Source organism: Duganella sp. 1224, assembly GCF_013408245.1.
Classification (GTDB): Bacteria; Pseudomonadota; Gammaproteobacteria; order Burkholderiales; family Burkholderiaceae_D; genus Rugamonas.
In genome coordinates this window covers 960,923-984,045 of the sequence record NZ_JACBYS010000001.1, presented here as the reverse complement: position 1 = coordinate 984,045, position 23,123 = coordinate 960,923, and the positions used below count along the sequence as shown (strand labels likewise).

Sequence of the window (23,123 nt, the reverse complement as noted above, 5' to 3'; positions counted from 1 at the left end):
GGGCGCTTACCACGCGCCCATGCGACGACGCAGGCCAAAGTCATGGCCTACGACCAGGATGGAACTCGCGATCAGGCCACTGAGTCCTATCATTAACTGCACCAGCTTATCGTCAGGCAGTACCCACAGGCGGCCGGCCGGCGGCTCGGCCACGCGCGCGGCCGCCATGATCAAGGGCGCCACCCATGCGGCTTCCTCGGTAACATCCAAGACCAGATGGCCGTCCTGGGTGGTCTGCAGATAGATCTCGCCGCCCTCGGCCAGGGTGAAGCACACACCATAGCCGGTTTCATGCTTGCCGATGTGCTGCTGCAGGGCCTGGTTGTGCTCTTCTATCCAGAGCTCGGCGTCGGCGGGGCTTTCCAGCCCGCTCCACGGCACCGGACGGAAGCGCGGCGGTTGATTCTGGTCTTGCATAACAATCCTGTTAACTGGCTAAGCCGCCAGTGTAATCGAACGGAGCACAAACCATGAAGCACAACGCATCTATCCCGGAATTTGAGCAGTGCATGAACGGCTACCTGCGGCAGCATCCGGAAGTGGAGCGCGACAAGCAGCCGGGCTGGCGCATCTGGTGGGAACGGCCGCCGGTATCGCCGGCCGAGATGGCGCGCGGGTAGGCCGCGCAGCAGCCGCGCGCGCCCTACTACTACGACTAGCCTTTCCAGGTACGCTGCAGGCCGGTGTCGGCGTGGATCCAGCCGCCGCGCGGACCGGCGCGGTAGTAGAAGCCGACCCCGCCCTGGCGGAAGCTCTTGACCAGCCCGCCGAGCACCTCGGCGTTGAGGTTGGCGATGCGGATGTCGGCCGCGCGCCCCACCATGTGCAGCGACTGGCGCGCGGCCGGCACGCCGGCTTCGCGCAGCTTCTGGTTGGACGCCGGCGTGCGGTAGCCGGACAAAATCTCCAGCGGCGCGTCAATGCCGTAGCGCTGCACGAAGGCCTGGGTGCCCCACAGCGTCTCGAACAGCTTGGGATCGATGGCGCGCGTCTCGTTGCCGCCGTTGACGTCGCGCAGCAGGTGGCACAGGTCCTGGTAGGCCGACTCGATGATCTCGCCATCCTTCCAGTACAGCAGCTTGGCGCGCTCCTTGCTGGCCGGGCGCACCACCTCGATGGTGCGCGGCCGCAGCCAGAATTCCAGGTCCAGCGCCTGCGCGTCGAAAATATCGGGCGGCGGTTCCATGCCGCTCATGCCGCTGCCGGACGGCGCCAGTTGGTCGGCCGCGCGCGGCATCTCGCCGGCGCCAGAGGCGAGTGTGACGGGCTTGTTGGCCGGCTTGGTGGAAGCCGTCATGCTGCTGTGCCGCACCGGCGCGCTGGAGGCACAACCGATCAGCGGCACAGACAAAAAACTCGCAGCGGTCAGCCCCAACCCCTGCTGGATGAAATCTCTGCGCGATGCCATAGTCTATCCGTGAAAAGCAATGTTGTTACTATAGCCTATGCAGAGGGAAACACAAACGCTCCTAACTTACGCTTAAGAAATGATACAGCTGCGCGAATGATACAAATATTGCGTATCAGAAAGTAGTTTTACCTTGCAGTTATACCGCTTACTAATGGCTGGCATTCCAACAATAAAGTATTCATATATTGTGCGACGCAGTATAGTTCACCCATCGAACTTAGTTTTCCCGTCGAACCAACTACTGGAGCCTACCATGATCATCCGTTCTATCGCCGCCGTATCCCTGATCGCCCTGTCGACCCTGTCCAACCAGGCCAGCGCCGCCACCACCGAGCCACGCCTGTCGAACGCCGAATGCGAAGCGCCAGCCTACCGCAACTCGTGGCAGGACGACGAACTGCAAGGCAACGTCAAACTGGCCGTGCTGGTGGACGCCAAGGGTAATGTGCAGGACAGCAAGGTCATCTCGTCGAGCGGCCACGTGGCACTGGACAAGGCCTCGCTGCGCGCCAGCGCCGCCTGCAAATTCCAGCCAGCCACCAACGGCGCCGCGCCGGTCTGGGCACAAGTGCAATACAAGTGGGTGCTGAACTAATTGATGTTCACGCTGCGCGCCGCGCCGGTTCCTCCAGCAACACCGAGCGCGGCTCATCCAGCACGTAGCCCTGCACCAGCAACGACACACCTGCGGCCGCGCCGAGTTCGCGCACGGCCGCCAGGTGCTGCGGCGTTTCCAGCCGCCTGAACACCACCGCCACCCGCGCCGCCGCGCTGCGCCGCAACAGCGCCAGCAATCCCTCCCTGTCCTGCAGTTCGCGCACGTCGAGCTTGAACACGTCCGGCCGCAGCCGGTCCAGCACCGCCAGTCCGTCGCGCGCGCTGTGCAGATTGACCGCGAAGCGGAAACCGTTGCGGCGATAGTTATCCGACACATAATTCAACAGCCAGCCCTGCTGCGGCGTCGCCGCCGGCAGTTGCAGCACCACCCGCGCCAGCGGCAGTTCCAGCGCGTCGAGGATGCGGCGGAAGGCGTGACCGTGATTACTGCTGACCGCGCTCAACAGGCGGTCGTGCACGTTCAGGTACAGGTCGGCCTGCGCCGCGCCGGCCTGGCGGAAGAAATTCATCGCATGCAGCATGCGGCACAGCCGGTCCAGCGCGACCGATTCATCGTCGCTGGCCGCGTGGTCCAGCAGCTTCCACAGCGACAGCCCCTGGTCCTGCGCCGACACGCTGCGCGCCAGCCCCTCGTAGGCCCGCACCGCGCCGCTGTCCAGGTCGCGGATCGGCTGGAACGCGCTGCTCATGGTGCAATTGAAAAACCGTCCCTGCGCCTTGCCCTCGTGATCGAGCCAGATGCTGGACGCCGCGCCGTGGGCGTCGGATAGACGCGCCAGGTACTTTTGCAGGATGGGGAATGACATGGAACTCCTCTACGGGTACTGAGAATGTCGACAGCGTAGGCCCGCGCGCGGGAAAGCAGAACGAATGCTTTCGCCTATGGATATGCCAAAACATTCGTTCCGCCGCGACGGCGCGCCCGTTATCGTGAGGCCATCGATCACCATGCCATCACACCATGTGCCAACTCCTCGCGATGAGCAGCCATAAGCCCGCTGCGGTAGACTTTTCCTTTGCCGGTTTTGCCGAGCGCGGCGGCCGCACCGGCGAACACAAGGATGGCTGGGGCATTGCCCTGCACACGCCCGACGGCTGCCGCCTGTACACCGACTACCTGCCGTCGATTCACTCGCCGCTGGCGGCGCAGTTCAAGCGCAGCCCGATCAAGGCGCGCAGCGTGGTGGCCCATATCCGCAAGGCCACGCAGGGCCGGGTGGCACTGGAAAACGCCCATCCGTTCACGCGCGAGCTGTGGGGCCAGACCTGGTCGTTCGCCCACAACGGCGACCTCAAGCTGTTCGAGCCGAATCCCAGCCTGTACGCGCCGTGGGGCGACACCGACAGCGAGCGCGCCTTCTGCCACCTGCTGTCCGGCCTGGCGCTGCGTTTTGAACGCCAGCCGCCGCGCCACCAGCTGTTTGCCGCGCTGGAGACGCTGGCCGGCGAAATCGCCGCCCACGGCAGCTTCAACTTCATCCTGTCGAACGGCGAATTGCTGTTCGCCCACTGCAGCACCGAGCTGCACGTGGTGCTGCGCGAGTACCCGTTCTCGGTCGCGCACCTGATCGACTGCGACCTCAGCATCGACTTCCGCCGCCACAACCACCTGGACGACCGCATCGCCGTGATCGCCACGCAGCCGCTGACCTCCAACGAACAGTGGACGCGCTTCAGCCCGGGCGAACTGAAATTGTTCGCCGGCGGTGTGGAGGTGGGAGCGGCGCCGGAGCGGCGGCAGGCATGGCGGCTGGAAGTGGCTTACTGACGGCGGTATGCCATCAGGCGGTATTGCAGTTGCAGAAGCGCTTGCGCTTGGGGGCGTTCGGGCAGGTGGCGTCCTCGTCCAGCTGCTTCCAGAAGAACACCGTTTCCACGCCATACGGCGAACGCACCTTGCCGGCGTCGGTGTAGCCGCGCTGGGCGAAGAACTCGCGCCCGGTGGCCGTGCTGTGCAGCTGCAGTGCCTTGACGCCCCACTCGCACGCCTGCTCTTCCATGCGCTTGAGCAGCGCCTTGCCGGCACCCTTGCCGCGCGCCTCCGGCAGCAGATAGCACAGCGCCAGCTTGCCGGCGCCGGTCAGCAGGGCGACGCCGACGACGACGCCTTCGCTGACAGCCACCAGCGAAAAATTGGTTGGCGAGCTGAACCAGTTCGCCACCATTTGCGGAGTTTTATTGCCTAGCCACGCATCAAGGATGGCCGGATCGTTCTTGTGATCCAGCTCGCAGCATTCCCTGATGGAGCGGCGCAACACCGTGCACGCTGCCTCCGCATCCGTTGAAGCAGCAATACGAATTTCAAGACTCATGTACGCTCACAAAACAATACTTTAGTGCTGGTGACGACTATACACCAAGCTGAGTAAGGCCGTCGGATGCTGCCAGACTAGAGCGTGTCACCGCCCTTGCCCACGAATGTTTTCAATCATCCATATACGTTTTATGGCTGACTTCTAAGCATATAACGAAAAATTCGTATCTTTTCGGAGCGAAATTTTACACTATGGGCGGGTACTTATAACGAAAGCTCATGATGACCACTAAAAATACCACCCGCCGCTTCGTCCTCAGCTCCTTCCTGGCCGCCTCGGCCACGCTGTTCGGCCTGCCGCAGGCGCAGGCGGCCGACACCGTGCTGCTGAACGCCGCCTATGACGTCACGCGCGAACTGTTCAAGGACATCAATCCCGCCTTCAGCGCCGAGTGGAAGAAAACCACTGGCGAGACCGTCACCGTCAACCAGTCGCACGGCGGCTCGTCCAAGCAGGCCCGCTCGGTGGCGGACGGCATGGAAGCCTCGGTGGTGACCATGAACCAGGCCAACGACATCGACATCCTGGTCGAGCGCGGCGTGGTCAGCGCCGACTGGGCCAAGAAATTCCCCAACAACGCGTCGCCGTTCTACTCGACCATGGTGTACCTGGTGCGCAAGGGCAATCCCAAGCAGATCAAGGACTGGGCCGACCTGGCCAAGCCCGGCGTCAAGGTCATCATTCCGCACCCCAAGACCTCCGGCAACGGCCGCTATACCTACCTGGCCGCGTGGGGCTCGGTGATCAAGAAAGGCGGCAACGAGGCGCAGGCGCGCGACCTGGTGGGCAAGATCTTCCACAACGTGCCGGTGCTGGACGCCGGCGGGCGCGGCGCCACCACCACCTTCACCCAGCGTGAAATCGGCGACGTGCTGGTGACGTTTGAAAACGAGGTGAACCTGGTGCGCGCCGAATTCGGCGACAAGTTCGACGTGGTCTACCCATCGATCTCGATCCTGGCCGAGTCGCCGGTGGCGGTGGTGGACAAGGTGGTCGACAAGCGCAACCTGCGCAAGCAGGCCACCGGCTACATCAACTTCCTGTACAGCGAGCAGGGCCAGGAAATCATCGCCAGGCACTCGTTGCGGCCACGCTCGGAAAAGGCCTTCAAGAAGTACAACGCCAGCTTCCGCCAGATCAACCTGTTCACCATCGACGAGGTGTTCGGCGGCTGGGACGCGGCGCAGAAGAAGCACTTTGCCGATGGCGGCGAGTTCGACAAGATCTATAACAAATAACAATATACGCAGACATTCGTTTGCAAACGGCCGGCGTGCCCGTAATCTGGCAGCGTAGTTCATCAACCAGACAAAGGAAGCACGATGGCCATTTCTGAAATTAATGTACGCAATCAATTCCGGGGCAAGATCAAGGAAATCATCTTCGGCCCGGTGGTTTCGGAAGTCGATGTGGAAACCCAGCACGGCATCGTTACCTCGGTCATCACCTCGCGCTCGATCCAGGACCTGGATCTGAAGGTCGGCAGCGAAGTTATTGCCTTGGTGAAATCGACCGAAGTCTCGATCGCCAAGATCGGCAACTAGTCATCCCCCCGTCCCGGCCGCCGCCGCGGTCGCTCTACGGAAAAAAAGCCCTGAGTCCTCCCGTCTCAGGGCTTTTTTGCTTAATGCTGGCTTAACGTCTAATAAATTTATAAGAATCCGGTACTTAGACACAATAGACGAGAAGCCACTTTAATGATATTGTCTATCCTTAGAGAATATTGCCGTATAGCTAGAACTTTTACGCGCGCCGCGTCGCCCAGACGCGTCCGATAGACTCCCTATTCCCCGAATACCCTATGCTGAAGAAAATTGTTGCTGTATTGCTGAGTTCGTTTACCGCGGTGACCTTCGCCGCCGTGCCGCTCGGTTCGCAGTCGGCGCTGGTCGTTGAAGACGGCACCGGCAAAGTGTTGTTGGAAAAAAACGCCAACGCCCAAGTCCCGATCGCTTCGCTGACCAAGCTGATGACCGCCATGGTCGTGCTGGATGCCAAGCAGGACATGGATGAAACCATTGAAATCGACCGCGCCGACGTGGATATGCTGAAACACAGCGCTTCGCGCGTGCCGGTCGGCGCCGAGTTGTCGCGCGGCGATGTGCTGCAACTGGCGCTGATGTCGTCGGACAACCGCGCGGCCGCCTCGCTGGGCCGGACCTATCCGGGCGGCCTGCCGGCGTTCCGCATGGCGGTGCGCGCCAAGATCAAGGCGCTGGGACTGACCCAGACGGTGATCGAGGAGCCGACCGGCTTGTCGCCGCATAATATGTCGACCGCCAGCGACCTGGTGAAGATCGCCACGGCGGCATCGGCCTATCCGGACATTCGCCGGATCACCACCGATACCAAGGACATCATCAAGATCAAGGGCCGCAAGGTGGAGTATCACAACACCAATCGCCTGGTTGGCGCCAAGGGCTGGGATGTGGGGCTGTCCAAGACCGGTTATACAGAGGAGGCGGGCCGTTGCCTGATCATGCGCTTCAAGTCGGGCGGCAAGAATAATACGCTGGTGCTGCTGAATGCCGGCGCGAATTCGGTGCGGAATATGGATGCCATCAAGATTCGCCGCCTGATTGCCGGGCCGGATGAGAAACCAAAGGTGATGAAGGCGTCGGTGACGACCAAGAAGAAAGCGGTCAAGCGCAGCAAGCGCACGCGTCGCGCGATGTGAGTTGGGGCGACTGCGCACGGCCTGGGCCAAACCCGCACGGCCAGGCGGGGTCTGACCCCGTACGGGGTCCGACCCCTAAGTGGTGACGCGGGCGCAGAGGCAAAAGCACATGGGGTGGGTGCCAGATTTTGGCTCACCCCGCCAACTGCAGCCGCAAGCCGCTCGCCCGCTGGGTCCGCTGCCCTATCGCTTCCAGCAGCACCTGCCCGTTCGGGGTCAGTAATGTAAAGTAGTCACGCGCCCGCGTGATGCCGGTGTAGATCAGCTCCCGCGTCAGCATCCCGCCGCCGTCTTTCGGCAGCACCATGGCCGTGTGCGCAAACTCCGATCCCTGCGATTTGTGCACCGTCATCGCAAACGCCGTCTCCACATTTCTCAGGCGCGTGGCCAGCACGCTGCGCACCGCCTCGCCTTCCGAAAAGTACACCCGCAACGCGCCCGGCCGCGCCGGATCCGGCAAGGTCAGCCCGATGTCGCCGTTGAACACGCCGGTGGCGTAATCGTTACGCGTGACCATCACCGGCCGTCCGACATACCATTCACCAGTCCGCTTCAGCAGGCCGGCCGACTGCAATCTTTGTTCAATCGCATCGTTCAGGCCCGAGACGCCCCACTCGCCCTCGCGCACCGCGCACAGGATGCGGAAGGCCTCGAAGCGCTGCAGCACGGATTTTACCCAAGCAAGTTGTGCGACTTCATCGCCTGCGGCCGGCGGATTTTTCATCAACTGCAAATACTCGCGATAACCTTGCAGCGCCAGTTGCAGCATGTCCGCCTGCTGCGCCAGGTCGGTCCAGGCCACCTTGCCGTCTTTCCCCTCGCGCAATACATCGATCGCGCCAGCGGCGTCGCCGGCATTGACCGCCAGCGCCAGCGCGCCGATCGGCCCGCCAAAGCGGCGGCTTTCGCGCAGCATCACGGTCTGCTGGGCGATCGGTCCACCGCGCCCCTCGAAGCTGTCCGGTATGCGCTGGCCGGTGGCCGCCTCCACGTACGACAGCGTTTCCGGCAGATACTCGCCCGCCTCGGCGTTGTGGCACAAGTCGCCCAGCACCGCGCCCGCTTCCACCGACGCCAGCTGGTCCTTGTCGCCGAGCAGGATCAGCGTGGCGGTATCCGGCAACGCGGCCAGCAGCGCCGACATCATTTCCAGGTGAATCATGGAGGCTTCGTCGACGATCAGCACGTCCACCTCCAGCTGGTTGCCGGCATGGTGCTGGAATGCGCGCGTATCCGGCCGCGCCCCAAGCAAACTGTGCAGCGTGCGCGCCGCGCCCATGCGGGCCGCCAGCTCGCGCAGCGGCAGCGCGTCGCCGACCTTCTCCGCCAGTTCATCCAGCGCGCTGTCGATCGACTGTTTGAGCCGTGCCGCCGCCTTGCCGGTGGGCGCGGCCATCGCCACGCGCAAACCGTCCTGCTCGGCGCCGGCCGTGGCAAACAGCAGGGCCAGCAGGCGCGCCACCGTGTAGGTCTTGCCGGTGCCGGGCCCGCCGGTGATGATGCCCAGCTTGCCGCGCATGGCCACCGCGCAGGCGATCTTCTGCCAGTCGACGCCGCCGCCACGCGCCGCGTGCGGGAACAGCGTGTCCAGCCAGCGGCGGATGTCGCTGGTGCGGGCGTCGTCGTCGGCGGCCAGCACGCCGCCCAGCGCGCGGGCGCGCACCGAGTCGGCCACGTGGCGCTCGTCCAGCCAGTAGCGGCGCAGGTACAGCCGTTCGCCATCCAGCACCAGCGGCTGGCTGGCCTGCTCCCCGCCCACCGGCCACACCTGCGGACAGCGCGCCAGCAGCACACACCAGCGAGCGGTGTCGGCCGGCCAGTCGCCCACCGCGGCGCGCAGCGCGTGCCATTCGTCGCCGCTCCAGCCCAGCAGCGCGGCCGGGTCGCCGTTCAGTTCATCCAGCATCAGGCAGCTGTGGCCGCGCCCTTCCAGTTCGGACAGCAGCACGCAGGCCGCCATCAGTTGCGGCGCGCTGTCGCCCAGCGAGGCGATGAAGCGCGCAAATGCGCCGCTCAGGCGGCGCAACTGGCCGGCCTCGGTCAGCAGGTCAACCTGCGCGAAAAATTCCTTACTCATGAGGTGCACCCAGCAGATTATCCAGTCCATCCAGCAGTTCGGGATCCGGCGCGATCCAGTAGCAGCCGCGCGTTTGCGGGTTGCCTATGCCGCGCAGGAACATGAAGATGGCGCCGCCCAGCTGCGTGGCCGGGTCGTACGCATCGCCCAGGCGGCTTTGCAGCAGCCGGTGCAGCGCCAGCATGTAGATCGCGCCCTGGATGTCGTAGCGGTGGTCGGCCATGGCATTGATCAGCGCCGGCTCGTGGTAGCTGGCGTCGCCGCCGCCCAGCGCGTTGGACTTGTAGTCGAGGATCCAGTAGCGCCCTTGGTGCTCGAACACCAGGTCGCAGAAGCCTTTCAGCATGCCGTGCAGCGCGCGCTCCGGCAGCGCGGGACGCGTGGCGCCGCCCAGCAGATGCGTGGCGCACAGCCGGTCCAGCGCGCCCGTCGCCAGGCGCTCGCTCGGGAACCAGAACTCCATCTCCGGCAGCGGCGCGACGATGGCGCTGAGCGGCGCGTTCAGGTGCGGCAGCGGCGTGGCGGCGATTTCGCGCAGCCACGCCAGCGTGTCGTCCAGCCGGTTGCCCCAGCCGGCGCGCTCCACGCGGCGCGCCAGGCGCGCCGCGAACTGCTCGTCGTCGACGATGGCAAAGCCTTCCTGTCCCATCCACTCCAGCTGCTCGTGCAGGAAGTTGCCGGGCACCGAGCCGCGCGGGAAGCGATGCCACGGCGTGTCCTCCACCCGGGTTGGCAGCGCGATGGCCGGCTGGTCGCCGTCTTCCAGCAGCTTTTCCTGCAGGGCGTCGCGTGGCACCGGACCGGCGGCGCTGATGGTGCCGGTGGGGCCGGTGCGCCGCGCCAGCGAGCTGAAACTGCCCACCGACCAGTCGCGCTCGAATTGGCCGCCGTACGGCGCCTGTTCCAGCAAGGGCTTGCGCCGCTCGACGCGGCTGAGGCGCGTGATGGACTTGTCGTCGGCCGCCAGCGTGGTGATGGCGATGTCGGCGCAGTCCTTGCACGCATGCTGCCAGCGCTCCAGCAGCAGTTCCGCCGCCAGTGGCGCGCCGCCGGTCAGCAGGTAGCCGAGCGCGGAGTCGTGCAGCGTGTTGCCGGCGCCCTTGGGCAGCGGCAGCGCGGCCACGCCCAGCCACAGGAAGTGGCGCGCGCGCGTCAGCGCCACGTACATCAGGCGCAGGTCTTCCTGCAGGCGCGCGCGTTCCACCAGGTCCAGCGCGGTGTCGGTCAGCGCCATGTCGATGTGGCGCACGCCGTCGTCGTCGCTGAATTCGAAGAAGCTGCGGTTGCGCCGCGCCGCCTTGCGCAGGCTGACGGCAAACGGCAGGTACACCAGCGGATACTCCAGGCCTTTCGACTTGTGCACGGTAACCACCTTGACCAGTTCCGCGTCGCTTTCCAGCCGCAGCACGCGCTCATCGCCGCCGCCCTCGCCGCCTTCGATCTGTTCGGCCAGCCAGCGTATCAGCGCCTGTTCGCCATCCAGCTGGCGGCTGGCCGATTGCAGCAGTTCGGCCAGGTGCAGCAGATTGGTCAGACGGCGCTCGCCGCCCACCTGTTGCAGCAGCGCCGCCGGCAGACCCAGTTCGTGGATGAAGCGGCGCAGCATGGCCAGCACGCCCTGGCGCTGCCAGACGATGTGCAGCGCCTTGAGTTGTTCGACGCGCTCTTCCCACGCCAGTTCGTCGGACGACAGGCGCGCCAGTTCGGCCAGCGGCAGGCCGGCGGTGCGGGTGGCGAAGGCGGCGCGCGCCAGCGTGCCGTCGAGCGGATTGGCGACGGCCGACAGCCAGCGCAGCACGTCGGCCGCCTCCTCGCTGTCGGTGACCGAATCCTTGTCGGACAGGTAGACGCTCGGCACGCCTCGCCGTTGCAGCGCGCGGCGGATGGCGGCGGCTTCCTTGCGATCGCGCACCAGCACCGCGATGTCAGCCGGCTGCAGCCGGTGCGGGCCGCCGTCACCGCCGACGAATTGCGCGCGCTCGTCGTTCAGGCGGGCGACGATGTCTTCCGCGCAGTGGGCGGCGAAGAATTCGCGGTAGTTGTCGCTCTTCAGATCCTGCGCGGTGCTGCAGGCGATGGTCAGCGCCGGCACGTCGCCGTTTGCATCGACCATGCGTTCCTTGCGGCCCTTGGCGCCGACCGCGTCGAACGGCAGCGGGTTCTCGCGCGTGACCGGGTCGCGGAAACGGAAAGCGCCGCGCGCAAAGCCCTCTTCCGGCGCGCGCCCCTCGGCATGCAGGAACAGGTGGTTGACCGCGTCCACCACCGGCTTGGTCGAGCGGAAGTTGGTCGTCAGCTGGTAATGGCGGCCGGCGGTGGCGCGGCGCGCCGACAGGTAGCTGTGGATGTCGGCGCCGCGGAAGCCGTAAATCGATTGCTTCGGGTCGCCGATCAGGAACAGGCCAGTGTGCGGGTCGTTGTCGGCCACGCGGTACAGCTGATTGAAAATCTGGTACTGGTTGGGCGCCGTGTCCTGGAATTCGTCGACCAGCGCCACCGGGTATTGATCGGTGATGCGCTTGCGCAGCGCGGCGCCGTTGTCGCCTTGCAGGGCGGCGTTCAGGCGGTCCAGCATGTCGGCGAAGCCGAACTGGCGATTGCGCTTTTTCAGCTCGGCCATGCGGTCGGCCACCGCCGCCGCCGCGTGGCGGTACAGCGCATGCGCCAGCGGTTCCATCTCGGCCAGCGCAAATTTCAGCGGCAGCGTGGCCTCGAAGTCATCCGGCACCACCGCGCTGAAGTTCTTCGAGAACGCGTCTTCGATGCCCTCGGTGGTGAGGCGGTTCCACGCCGTGTCCGAGATATCCGGCCGCACGCTGACGGGATCCAGCGCCCATGCGCGCAGCCCGTTGAACCAGTTGACCAGCGACTCCGCGCGCATCTTGTTGCCATTGAAGCACTTCGGGTCCACCGCGCGGTGGGCGGCGATCCACTGCTCCATGCGGTCGGCGCGTTCGTGCCAGCCGGCCTTCAGTTCCGCCAGCCTGGCTTGCTGCGCGCGCTGCACGCCGGCGATCAATACGCCCAGCGGCTCACCGCGGCCGGCGGCGTCGCCGATGATGTCGGCGCGGCGCACCAGGTCGCGGATCGATTTTTTCAGCGCGCCGACGTCCGCCCAGCAGGACAGCAGCGCTTCCAGCGCGGCCGCGTTGAGCGGATACACCTGCTGGCGCCAGTAATCGTGCGCGGCGTCCTCGAACAGCGCCTGCTCGTCGCTGACCAGTTCTTCGTCAAACAGGTTGCCGCTGTCGAAGGCGTGTTCGCGCAGCATGCGCTGGCACCAGGCGTCGATGGTGAAGATGGCCGCTTCGTCCATCGTCTCCGCCGCCAGCTGCAGGCGGTGCGCGGCCTGCTGCTGCAAGGCGTGGTCGGGATAGGATTCGAGGATCTGGTCCAGGTACTCATCGCGCTTCGCCCTCGGCTCGGGGGCGCGGAAGTAGGCGGCCGCTTCCACCAGCCGTTCGCGCACCCGGTTGGACAGCTCGCGCGTAGCGGCGCGGGTGAAGGTCATCACCAGGATATCGGCCGGCAGCAGCGGCCGCAGGTAGCCGTTGTCGCCGCCATGGCCCAGCACCAGCCGCACGTACAGCGCGGCGATGGTCCAGGTCTTGCCGGTGCCGGCGCTGGCCTCGATCAGGCGCGAGCCATGCAGCGGAAAGGTCAGCGGCGCCAGTTGGTTTGCCGTGTTGCTCATGCCGCGCCCTCGCCTTCAATCTTTTCTATCGTGATGTCGTGTGCCATCCACTCCGCCAGCGGCCCATACAGCGCGCCCGAGACGTCGTGGAAATCCGGTTCGGCGCCGAGCGCGGCGTAGTCTGGCCACATGCGCTTGAGGCACAGTTCCTGGTTTTCGCCCTGGCGCTCATGGCCGTCGCCGTCGTAGGTCATGCGCGGGTCGCCTTCCTGCACCAGCGCCAGCGCGGTTTTGCAGGCGGTGGGCAGCGGCCGGTTCATGCCGTCGCGCCACAGGCAGACCAGCTCGCGCAGCGCTTCCTGTGCCATTTCCGCGTCCAGCGGCCGCATGGTGACGATGGCGTCACGCGCCACCAGGTACCCGGTGACCTGCATGCCGGTGGCCGATATTGCCAGCTGGCGCAGCCACATCGCAATCAGTTTGTCGCCGCGCGGCTTGCCCTGCTTGTCGGCCACGCGCGAGGACATCTGCGCCAGCCACACGGTGTCGCCGCCGTGGTTGCGGCGCAGCTGGTCGATCCAGTCGTCCAGCGGCACACCGGCCAGCACCAGGTTCAGCGCCACCTTGGGCGCCGGCAGCGCGTAGTGCTGGCGCAGCGTCAGCCAGGCGACGCGCACCGGCACCAGCGCCTGCACCAGCTGGTGCTGGTACTGCTGGCCCACCAGGCCGATCGGCAGCACGCCTTCGCGCGCCAGCCGTTCGGCACGCTGCGTCAGCTTGTCGTAGACCTGGTCGATGTCCTCCGGCGTATCGGCGTCATCGAGCAGGGTGTCTTCCAGCAGATAGCGTTCCAGCGCGTTCAGCGAAAACGGTTCCTCGTCCTCGCCCACCAGCGCGGCCTCGCCAAACATTACGCCCAGGCGCTGGCGGAAGAAGAAGCGCACCGGCTGGCGCACGAAGTTGACCAGCCCGCCCAGCTTCAGGCGGAACTTGTCGTCAATGTCGAACGGCGGCAGCTCGGCCGCTTCTGTCTCGGTCACCTCGTCGCCGTGGGCCTCGCGCCACTCGCGCGCATAGGTCAGCAGGCCGCCATCCTCGAAGTAGCGGCGGCTGAACGGCTGCAGCGCATGTTCAGTGGTGCGCTGCTTCAGCGCCAGCCCCCAGCCATTGACCAGGTAATCGCGCAACTGCGACACCAGCACCGATGGCGGCTGCTCGCTGTTGTCGCGCACATTGCGGCCCACCCAGCTGATATACAGCTTGTCGCGCGCGGCCAGCACCGCTTCCAGCATCAGGTAGCGGTCGTCGTCGCGGCGCGAACGGTCGCCCGGCCGCGCCATGCCCGGCTGCGCCAGCAGGTCGAAGTCGGCCTTGGGGGCCCGGCGCGGGAAGTCGCCATCGTTCATGCCCAGCAGGCAGACCACGCGGAACGGCACGGCGCGCATCGGCATCAGCGTGCAGAAGGTGACGCCGCCGGACACGAACTGGTGATTCAGCGTCGGCTCGTCCATCAATCCCAGCCAGGCTTCGCGCAGCACGGCCAACGGCACCGCTTCCTCGTAGCCGGCGCCGTCGCAGGTGTCCAGCCATTTTTTCAGGGCGTCGTCCAGCTGCGCCAGCGTCAGGCGGTCGCCCTCCTCGCCGGCCTGGAAGAAGGCGGCCAGCAGCGCGCGCGCCTGCTCGCCCCATTCGGCCGGCGAGCGCGATTCCGCCAGCACGGCGCGCCAGTGCAGCAGCGCTTCCACCAGCTGCGCCAGCGAGCCGGCCAGCGCCGCATCCAGGCCGCCGACTTCGCCGTAGGGCTCAATGCCGGCGAAACTGTCGCCGGCGCCGCTGGCGTAACCCAGCAGCATGCGGCGCACGCCGAAGATCCAGGCATTCTGCTCGCCGGCCGGCCCCAGTCCCAGGCCGCTGCGGTGGCGCTGGTCCAGGCCCCAGCGTACGCCCGAGCCTTCGATCCAGCGGCCCAGCGTCGGCAGGTCGTCGTCGTGCAGGCCGAAACGGGCGGCCAGCGCCGGCACGTCCAGCAGGTCGCGCACCTCGCTCTGGCGGCAGCGCTGTTGCGGCAGGCGCAGCAGCCATTCCAGCGCCACCAGCAGCGGATTGACGCTGCGGTCGTTGACGTCACCGATCTCGAACGGGATGTAGCGCGGGTCGCTGCGCCGGTGCTGGGCGAAGACGGCATGGATCGCCGCCGAAAAGGTGTCAATGTCCGGCACCATCACCACCACGTCGCGCGGGCGCAGCGGACGGCCGCTGTCGCCGGCGTCGGCGAACATCTTCAGCAATTGGTCGTGCAGCACTTCCACCTCGCGCTGGACGCTGTGGGTGACGTGGAATTCGATTGAGCGGTCGCTGTCCGGCGGCGGCGTGTGCGGGTGCTCGGACATCGGCAGCAGCTCGCGCACGGCGGCCTGCACCTGCGTCAGCAGCGTATCGCCCATGCCGTCGCTGAACAGGTCGACGCGCAGCGGCGCCACCTGGTCGTTGTCGGCGGCGCGGGCTTGCGCGGCCTCGTCGAATTCGTCCAGCATGCGCACGAAGTCGCGCCCCTGCCGCCCCCAGCTGGCCAGCAGCGGGTGGCTGTGCGCGTGCAGCTCTTCCAGCGGGATCTGCCCCAGGTCCTGGCCATTGCGCAGCTGCTGGCGGCGGTGCGCGCTGCGCAGCAGGTCGCGGCCTTCGATGATGTCGCCCCAGTAGTACTGGCATGGATTGGGCACCGCCAGCAGCACCTGCGTGTAGCGCGAGATCGACGCCAGCGCCTCCAGCGTCTGGAACGGCAGCGCCGACACGCCGAAGATCACCACCCGGCGCGGCAGGCGGCCCAGCGGCGCCTCGCCGGCGGCGCTGGCGCGCACGAATTCGGTGTGCACGGTGGCGCGGCCCAGGCCGCGCTCGTGCGGCGCCACGTCGGCGATGACGGCGCGCCACAACTGGCCCTGCCAGCGCTGGTCGTCCGGCAGCGGCGTGACGTCGCCGCGCGCGCTGCGCAGCTGGTCGCGGCCGGCGGCCCAGTCATCCAGCCAGTCGGCGCGGTAGACCTGGTACTGGTCAAACAGGTCGGCCAGGCGCTCGGCCAGTTGCAGGCGGCGCTCGGCCTCGCCGTCCGCCAGGAAGTGGCGCAGCGGCGCGAACACCGGGTCCGCCAGCAGCGTGGGCAGCAGGCGCATCAGGCGCCAGGTCAGCGGGCCCTTGTCGAAAGCGGAAATGGGCGGCACGCGCTCGCGTCCCAGCATGCCGCGGTAGGCGTCCCACAGGAAGCGCGCCGGCAGCGCCACGCGCGAGGCGGCGCAGATGCCGACTTCCTCGGCCAGCGCGATTTTCAGCCACTCGGCCACGCCGTTGGACTGCACCAGGAAGATTTCCGATTCCAGCGCCCCCAGCGGGTGGTTGCGCAGCCATTGGAAAACGGCAGCGCGCAGTTGTTCCATCTGGTTGCCGTGCAAAATCAGCAGGCCGGGGGTGATGCCAGGGTGCATAGGACTCTTTGGTGGATTCGACCCGCTATTATCGCTCTATCCCGGGGCGTATGCCAGCAGCTCCTGCTCGATATGTTGATCCAGCACAGCGAGCATGGCGTGCATATCCTGCACCAGCCGGCGGGCGTTGGCGGTATCGCTGTCCTGGCGCACCTGTTCCAGCGCGTGGCACAGATTCCCGAACTGCATGGCGCCGACCGCGCGGGCGGAGGATTTGGTGCGGTGTCCCAGCTCGGCGAGGTGCGCCAGATCCTCCATCGCCAGCGCTTCGTCCATCTCCCGCAGGCCATCGCGGGCGGAGGTCAGGAACAGCAGCGCATACTTGCGCATCTTGTCGGCCTTGCCGCCGAAGGTTTGCGCCAGCGCTTCCACGTCAAACAGCTCGGCCGGCGTGGCGGCGGACGGCGACATCGGGCCGGCGGACGGCAGCGGCCCGGCAGCCGCCGACTGGCGCGGCGCGAACACCGGCGACGGCGGCGCCGCCTCCGGCATCGAAAAATAGGACGGCGGCGGTGGCGCCACCCGGCGCGCCACGCCACTGGCCTCGCGCGTCCGTTGGCTCATCCACTTGGACAGCATATTGAACAGCTGCTTGGGCGCGATCGGCTTGGTCACAAATTCATCCATGCCGGCCTCCAGGCAGCGCTGCTGGTCGTCGCGGCCGGCGTTGGCGGTCATGGCGATGATCAGCGTGGCGGCCAGCTTGGGGTGGGCGCGGATCAGCCGCGTGGCCTCGTACCCGTCCATGACCGGCATCTGCACGTCCATCAGCACGCAATCGAAGCGCTCCTTGAGCAGCAAATCGATCGCCTCCTTGCCGTTGTTGGCCACGCAGACCGTGGCGCCGGCATCCTCCAGCAATTCGCGCCCCACCTGCTGGCTGAAGATATTGTCCTCCACCAGCAGGATGGCGCCGCCGCGGATGCTGTCCAGCACATCCGGCTGCACCGCTTCGTCGCTGGGCGCCAGCAGCCGCACGCTCTTGGCCAGGCGCGCGGTGAACCAGAAGGTGCTGCCCTCGCCCGGCGTGCTCTCGACGCCGACGCCGCCGCCCATCAATTCGGCCAGCTGCTTGCTGATCACCAGTCCCAGTCCGGTGCCGCCGTAGCGGCGCGTGGTCGAGGTGTCGGCCTGGTGGAACGACTGGAACAGCTGCGCCACCTGGTGCGGCGACATGCCGATGCCATGGTCGCGCACCTCGAAGCGCACCATGATGTGGTGATCGCGCTCCTCCACCGGCCGGGCGCGGATGATCACCTTGCCGTTGTCGGAAAACTTGATCGCGTTGCTGGTGAAGTTGAGCAGCACCTGCTCCAGCCGCAGCGGATCGCCGCGCAACTGGTGGGACAGGCCTGGCCAGATCTCATACACCAGTTCCAGCCCGCGCGCCTGCGCGCTCTCGCCCAGTTGGCTGGAGATATTGGCCAGCAGCGCGTCCAGCGTGAAATCCAGCACCTCCAGGTCCATCTTGCCAGCCTCGATCTTGGAAAAGTCGAGGATGTCGTTGATGATGCCCAGCAGATGCTGACCCGAGTGGTAAATCTTCTGCAGATAGTCGCGCTGCTTCGGATGGGTGACGGACTTCAGCGCCAGGTGCGCCATGCCGATGATGGAGTTCATCGGCGTGCGGATCTCGTGGCTCATGTTCGACAGGAAGTCGCTCTTGGCCTGGTTGGCCGCATCCGCCTCGTCCTTTAACTGGTGCAGCGCCGTGACATCGGTGGCCATGCCAATCACCGCCGAGTAACCGCGCCCCAGCTCCACCGGCACCTTGACGGTCCACAGATGCAGCGCCGCGCCATCGCGGCCGGTGAAATGCACCTCGCCGGAGCGCTTGACGCCATCGGCCAGTACCGGCCGCTCCAGCGCCCAGTCGGCATCGGCGTCGGCGGCCGGTTTCACTTCCCGGTCCACCCTGCCGACGATCTCCGGCACCGGCTTGCCCAGGCACTCGGCCATGCGCGCATTGACATAGAGGTAGCGCCGCTCCTGGTCCTTCATGTAGACGTAGGCGTCGACGTTGTTCAGCACCGTGTCGAGCAGCAGCCCCTGTTTGATGGCGCGCCGGCGCGACACGTACAGCACGAACACATAGCTGTACAGCAGCAGCATGCCGGCAAAGCCGGTCAGCGCGGCGATCCACGGAAAATACAGATCGAAACCGGTCAGCAGCGCGTCCTTGCGGACCTGGAAATACGCCTTCCACAGGCGGCCGTTGAAATCGATCGGCAGCACCGTCTCCAGATAGTCGCCGCTCGGGTAGGCCGGCGGCGGCATCACCGCCGTGGTGCCGGTATCGCTGTACAGCAGCCGGTCGGCCGCCTCGATGACAAGACGGCGCTGGTCGGCGCTGGCGCTGCCGTCGGCATACAGCGTCAGGTGCACCTGGCGCACGGTCATTTCATCGATGGCGTCTTCCACCAGCTTGGGAATGCTGAAGCCCGCGCCCACCGAGCCCAGATAGGCGGCGCGGCGCTCCGCCACGGTGGTCAGCGGCATGTCACGACGGTACACCGGCAGCCGCACGGCCAGGGCGAGGTGCGGCGTCGGCGTGTCGATCGGAATAGGCCGGCCGGAGGAGCCGATCTCGCCGCTGTCCCGCGACGCCGCCAAGGCGCTGGCGATGAGCGGATTGACGGCGATGTCAACGCCGAGACGCTGCGACGCCATGTTGGCCGGTTCGATGTAGGTCAGCACCTCGTAGGTCGGGCGGCGCTGCGGCGGCGTAATGGCAAAGTCGGGATAGCCGTCGGCACGCATGGCGGCGACATACTGGTCGCGCTGCGCGTCGGTGACGTGGGCCGCCCAGCTCAGCGCGTCGATGGCGGGCAGGCGGCGCGGAATATCGAGGCTGGCCACGTACTGGTGGAACTGCTCGCGGCTGATATGGTCCGAGGTCTGGAACAGCGCGGCCAGGCCGCGTGTGAGGTCGGCATACGATTTAATGCGGGCGGAAATGCTGTTCTGGGTGCTGCGCGCGATATGCTCGAAACGCTGCGCGGCGTCGTCGTCCACGGTGCGCGAAGCGGCGCCATACAGAATGCTGCCCATGCCGGCGGCCATGGCCATCCCGACGCCCCAGAAGATCAGGCGCGAGCTGCGGGAAGGCTTGTTGTTGGCCGACTTAAGCATGCATCGTGGATGAAATTATTTGCACGAGCGCAGCATACTATCAATACGGCAATGGGGCCAGCGAAAGAATTGGTGAGAATTAACTGAAAACGAATGGAACCTGCCACAGCAAGCCGTGCTCTAAGAGATGAGGCTGTCTCAAGGAGGCGATTATGCTACACAACTTGGTCACATTCATGGTGCTAGTCGCGCTGACGAATCTGCTGCATGCGGATGAGGAACAAGAGGAATTCGCGGCTGTCTTGCAAGTGCCATTTCGTGCGGACGCGCACGGCGAGCGGGTGACGACGATGCACTTCCAGCTGCCGGCCGGCGCCCGCTCCTTGCGCTGGCGCCTGACCCTGCTGCCGCGCCATGACAACACGGTGGTACGCAGCTGGCAGGCCACCCGGCCGGCAACGCCGGGCACGGCCGAGGCCAGCGTGCGGTGGCGCGACAACCTGCCATCGGGCATCTACAGGATGCGGCTGCTGGCCAGCCTGGACGACGGCAGCGCGATCGAGCAGAGCTGGCCGGTGGCGGTCGGCGCCGTGCCGGCCGCAGCGCCACAGCCGGCATTTTCCGGCAGCGCGCCGACGTCAGTCGCGCCGGCCTACCATATCTACCTGGGCAACCTGCACAGCCAGACCAACCACAGCGACGGCGGCGGCGCGCTGGACCAATGCGCTGGCGCCCAGCAACCGCAGACCGGCGCATACGGCCCGGCGGACGCGTACGCCTACGCCGGCCAGCACGGACTCGACTTCCTGATGACCTCGGAGCACAACCACCTGTACGACGGCGCCGACGGCACCAACGCCGCCGCCGGCGCCACGGCGGTGCGCGCCCGCTTTCACGACGGCCTGCGCCAGGCCGCCCAATGGCAAGCCGGGCACAGCCGCTTTGTCGCGCTGTACGGCCAGGAATGGGGCGTCATCAGCCATGGCGGCCACATCAACATCCTCAACGCCGACGCCCTGCTTGGCTGGGAACACAATGCCCACGGCGACCTGCTGGCCGACGAAGAAACGCCAAAAAGCGACTACCGGCAGCTCTACCAGCGGATGCGCCGGCGCGGCTGGGTCGGCCAGTTCAACCATCCGCAGCGCGGCCAGTTCGCCATCGACGGCCAGCCGCTGGCCTGGACCGAAGACGGCGACGCCAGCATGCTGCTGTGCGAAGTGATGAACAGCAACGCCTTTTCCACGCGCACCGATGAAGGCGAGCCGCGTCACAGCAACTTCGAGGCCGCCTGCAACGCCTTGCTGGAGGCCGGCTACCACCTCGCCTTCAGCAGCAACCAGGACAACCACTGCGCCAACTGGGGCACGGCATACTCGAACCGCACGGCCGTGCTGTTGCCCCGCAACACCGCGCTGACGCCATCGAGCCTGCTTGAAGCGCTGCGGGCGCGTCGCGTCTACGCCACCATGGACAAGCAGAGCCAGCTGATTTTCACGGCCAACGGCCACATGATGGGCGAGCGCTTGCGGAATCGCGGCAAGCTGACACTGCGGGTTCGCCATGCCAACGCCGCCGGCCGCGGCATCGCGGCGGTCAGCATTGTCCACGGCGTCCCGGGCCGCAAGGGCAGCGTCGCCACGCTGACCACGCGCGCGCAGCGGACCATCGCGCCATCACCCGGGGAACACTTTTATTACGCCAGGATCACGCAAGACGACGGCAAAATGCTGTGGAGCGCGCCAATTTGGGTGACACAATCGACACCTTGAGCCGCCGCCAATCGTGCGCAATAGAAATTTTAATTACAGTAATATTTTTGTGGCTAGAAAAGCTGGAAGCAAAGTTACAAAAACGATAAAATATTGCTGATCGCCGTGGTGCGGCAGCGCACAAAATTGCTTGACTCCAAACTATACAAGAGTATCTTTTTACCTTCCAAACCGATACCCGCTACCAGCTCTGGCCGTGCACATTCCTAAAGTTCTCCTCGTCAACGACGATCCAGCGAGCCTGTACGCGCTGGAGAGCCTGCTGCTGGACGCGGCCGATCAGCATTTGTACGAGCTGATCACGGCCAGCTCCGGCAAGGAGGCCTTGCGCCAGGTGTTGCTGCATGAGTTTGCCGTGATTTTGCTGGACGTCAGCATGCCGGCGATGGACGGCTTCGAGACGGCCGAGGCCATCCACTCGCACCCGCGCTCGGCCGGCACGCCCATCATCTTCATCACCGCCCACTACGCGGACGAGCTGAACCGTCTGAAGGCCTACCAGAAAGGCGCGGCCGACTACCTGTTCACGCCGGTGATCCCGCAAATCCTGCAGGCCAAGGTGGCGGTGTTTGTCGAGATGGCGGCCAAGAACATCCAGTTGCGCATCAAGAGCGACGAGCTGGCGCGCCTCAACCAGGACCTGCGGGTGCAGCGCCTGCAGGATCTGGAGCGCATCAACGCCGAGCTGGAACAGGAGATCAAGGAACGCAAGCAGGCGGAGCAGCGCGCCTACGAACTGTCCACGCGCGATGCGCTGACCAACCTGCTCAACCGCCGGGCGCTGATCCAGCAGCTGGAGCACGCGGTCGCCAGCGCGGACCGCAGCGGCGTCGGCTTCGCCCTGCTCTACCTCGACCTGGACAAGTTCAAGCAGATCAACGACACCTACGGCCACGACGCCGGCGACGAGCTGCTGCGCCAGGTGGCGGCGCGGCTGACGGCGGCGGTGCGCGTGGCCGACGTGGTCGCCCGTCTCGGCGGCGACGAGTTCGTCGTGCTGATCGAAGGCAAATCCGCCTCCGCCAACGCCGCGCGCGTGGGCCGCAAGATCGAAATGGCCTGCGCGCTGCCGTTCGAGATCGGCAGCCATCGTCTGAAAACCGCCGCCAGCATCGGCATCGCGCTCTATCCGGAGGATGGCGCCAACGCCCAGTCGCTGATGAAAAACGCCGACACCGCCATGTACCACGCCAAGCAGAATGGCGCCACGCCGGTGCAGTTCTTCCACGAAGAGCTGAACGTGCGCGAACGCCAGCGCGAACAGTGGACGCTGGACCTGCGCAAGGCGCTGGCGGCCGGCCAGCTGGAGCTGCGCTACCAGCCGCAGGTCGATCTGCGCAGCGGCCGCGTGATCGGCGCCGAGGCGATGCTGGCATGGCGCCATCCGTCGCAAGGCCTGCTGGAGGCCGCGCAGTTCCTGCCCCACATCCAGGAACGCACGCTGCTCGACCGCATCGACGCCTGGGTCATCGCGCAAAGCTGTTCGCAGGCCTCGCTGTGGCAAAGCCTGAACGGCGCGCAGCAAGGGCCGACGCTGTGCATCTGGCTCAACCTGGCCACGCCGCAGCTGCATGCGGACCTGGTGCACGCGCTGCTGCCGGCCATGCGCAAGCACGGCCTGCCGGCGGGCAGCATCGGCATCGAACTGAATGAAAAACTGCTGCTCGGCCCCAGCGAGCCGCTGGCGCAGCTGCTCACACAGCTGCAAAGCGCCGGCGTGCGCACGGCGCTGGACGATTTTGGCAGCGCGCGCTCGTCGCTGGCGGCTTGCAAGCGCTGGCAGCTCAATGCGCTGAAGATCGACCGCGGCTTCGTGCATGGCATCGGCAACGACGAAGGCGGCACCGACATCGTGGCGGCCGTGGTGCATCTGGCCAAGGCGCTGTCGATGCGCGTGATCGCGCTGGGCGTCGAGACGCGCCAGCAGATGGAAGTGCTGCGCCAGCTGGGCTGCCACATCTGCCAGGGCGACCTGTTTTATCCGCCGTTGCCGGCGGCCGGCCTGCTGGAGCAGACCGGCGATACCTTGATCAACTTACCTTCCCTCCTAAACAACGAGGAATAAGCC

The 23,123-nt window shown here is 66.1% G+C and carries 16 protein-coding genes; 8 read left to right on the top strand and 8 right to left on the bottom strand.

All coding sequences use genetic code 11. From position 1 onward, the window contains the following. Positions 1-6: 6 nt before the first annotated feature. Complete coding sequence (locus FHW58_RS04465; protein ID WP_179671839.1) at positions 7-417, bottom strand: hypothetical protein; 411 nt, start codon at positions 415-417, stop codon at positions 7-9. Between the two features lie 53 nt (positions 418-470). On the opposite strand from FHW58_RS04465, the gene FHW58_RS04460 reads away from it, so the two are divergent. After that, complete coding sequence (locus FHW58_RS04460) at positions 471-620, top strand: DUF3460 family protein (RefSeq protein WP_179671838.1); 150 nt, start codon at positions 471-473, stop codon at positions 618-620. 35 nt (positions 621-655) lie between these two features. Here the strand turns inward: FHW58_RS04460 and FHW58_RS04455 are convergent, their stop codons facing one another. Beyond that, positions 656-1,408, bottom strand: a complete 753-nt coding sequence (locus tag FHW58_RS04455; protein ID WP_373996625.1) for a YcbK family protein — start codon at positions 1,406-1,408, stop codon at positions 656-658. Between the two features lie 256 nt (positions 1,409-1,664). Here FHW58_RS04455 and FHW58_RS04450 point away from each other — a divergent pair, with 256 nt between their 5' ends. Further along, positions 1,665-2,006 (top strand): energy transducer TonB, encoded by a 342-nt coding sequence (locus FHW58_RS04450; protein ID WP_179671837.1) that lies wholly within the window; start codon positions 1,665-1,667, stop codon positions 2,004-2,006. Between the two features lie 7 nt (positions 2,007-2,013). On the opposite strand, the gene FHW58_RS04445 is transcribed toward FHW58_RS04450, so the two are convergent. Continuing rightward, positions 2,014-2,835: an EAL domain-containing protein gene (locus FHW58_RS04445; protein WP_179671836.1), complete on the bottom strand. Its 822-nt coding sequence runs from the start codon at positions 2,833-2,835 to the stop codon at positions 2,014-2,016. 155 nt (positions 2,836-2,990) lie between these two features. On the opposite strand from FHW58_RS04445, the gene FHW58_RS04440 reads away from it, so the two are divergent. Beyond that, positions 2,991-3,797 carry a class II glutamine amidotransferase gene (locus FHW58_RS04440; RefSeq protein WP_179671835.1) on the top strand — a complete coding sequence of 269 codons (807 nt, stop codon included), beginning with the start codon at positions 2,991-2,993 and terminating at the stop codon, positions 3,795-3,797. Between the two features lie 13 nt (positions 3,798-3,810). On the opposite strand, the gene FHW58_RS04435 is transcribed toward FHW58_RS04440, so the two are convergent. Further along, entirely contained in the window at positions 3,811-4,284 is a 474-nt protein-coding gene (locus FHW58_RS04435; RefSeq protein ID WP_229265049.1) for a GNAT family N-acetyltransferase, read from the bottom strand. A gap of 281 nt (positions 4,285-4,565) precedes the next feature. Between FHW58_RS04435 and FHW58_RS04430 the strand changes: the two genes are divergently transcribed. The 3 genes from FHW58_RS04430 (at position 4,566) to FHW58_RS04420 (ending at position 7,021) form a co-directional block, all read left to right on the top strand. Then, entirely contained in the window at positions 4,566-5,582 is a 1,017-nt protein-coding gene (locus FHW58_RS04430; RefSeq protein ID WP_373996662.1) for a sulfate ABC transporter substrate-binding protein, read from the top strand. 84 nt (positions 5,583-5,666) lie between these two features. Further along, positions 5,667-5,888 (top strand): molybdopterin-binding protein, encoded by a 222-nt coding sequence (locus FHW58_RS04425; RefSeq protein ID WP_090178885.1) that lies wholly within the window; start codon positions 5,667-5,669, stop codon positions 5,886-5,888. A gap of 257 nt (positions 5,889-6,145) precedes the next feature. After that, positions 6,146-7,021: a serine hydrolase gene (locus FHW58_RS04420; protein WP_179671832.1), complete on the top strand. Its 876-nt coding sequence runs from the start codon at positions 6,146-6,148 to the stop codon at positions 7,019-7,021. A gap of 133 nt (positions 7,022-7,154) precedes the next feature. On the opposite strand, the gene recD is transcribed toward FHW58_RS04420, so the two are convergent. Genes recD through FHW58_RS04400 form a run of 4 tightly spaced genes read right to left on the bottom strand, consistent with a single transcriptional unit; the run spans position 7,155 to position 19,343 of the window. Beyond that, entirely contained in the window at positions 7,155-9,098 is a 1,944-nt protein-coding gene (recD, locus tag FHW58_RS04415; protein ID WP_179671831.1) for an exodeoxyribonuclease V subunit alpha, read from the bottom strand. Beyond that, positions 9,091-12,792 (bottom strand): exodeoxyribonuclease V subunit beta, encoded by a 3,702-nt coding sequence (gene recB, locus FHW58_RS04410; protein WP_179671830.1) that lies wholly within the window; start codon positions 12,790-12,792, stop codon positions 9,091-9,093. Before recB ends, recD begins: the two co-directional genes overlap by 8 nt. Further along, positions 12,789-16,211 carry an exodeoxyribonuclease V subunit gamma gene (gene recC, locus FHW58_RS04405; RefSeq protein WP_179671829.1) on the bottom strand — a complete coding sequence of 1,141 codons (3,423 nt, stop codon included), beginning with the start codon at positions 16,209-16,211 and terminating at the stop codon, positions 12,789-12,791. The genes recB and recC overlap by 4 nt, the downstream gene beginning before the upstream one ends. Before the next feature lie 36 nt (positions 16,212-16,247). Then, entirely contained in the window at positions 16,248-19,343 is a 3,096-nt protein-coding gene (locus tag FHW58_RS04400) for a CHASE domain-containing protein (RefSeq protein WP_179671828.1), read from the bottom strand. A gap of 152 nt (positions 19,344-19,495) precedes the next feature. On the opposite strand from FHW58_RS04400, the gene FHW58_RS04395 reads away from it, so the two are divergent. Beyond that, the gene (locus tag FHW58_RS04395) at positions 19,496-21,055 is read left to right on the top strand and encodes a CehA/McbA family metallohydrolase (RefSeq protein ID WP_179671827.1); all 1,560 of its coding nucleotides are present in this window, start codon (positions 19,496-19,498) and stop codon (positions 21,053-21,055) included. A gap of 196 nt (positions 21,056-21,251) precedes the next feature. Beyond that, positions 21,252-23,120, top strand: coding sequence for an EAL domain-containing protein (locus FHW58_RS04390; RefSeq protein ID WP_179671826.1), 1,869 nt, complete (start codon positions 21,252-21,254; stop codon positions 23,118-23,120). Positions 23,121-23,123 lie beyond the last annotated feature (3 nt).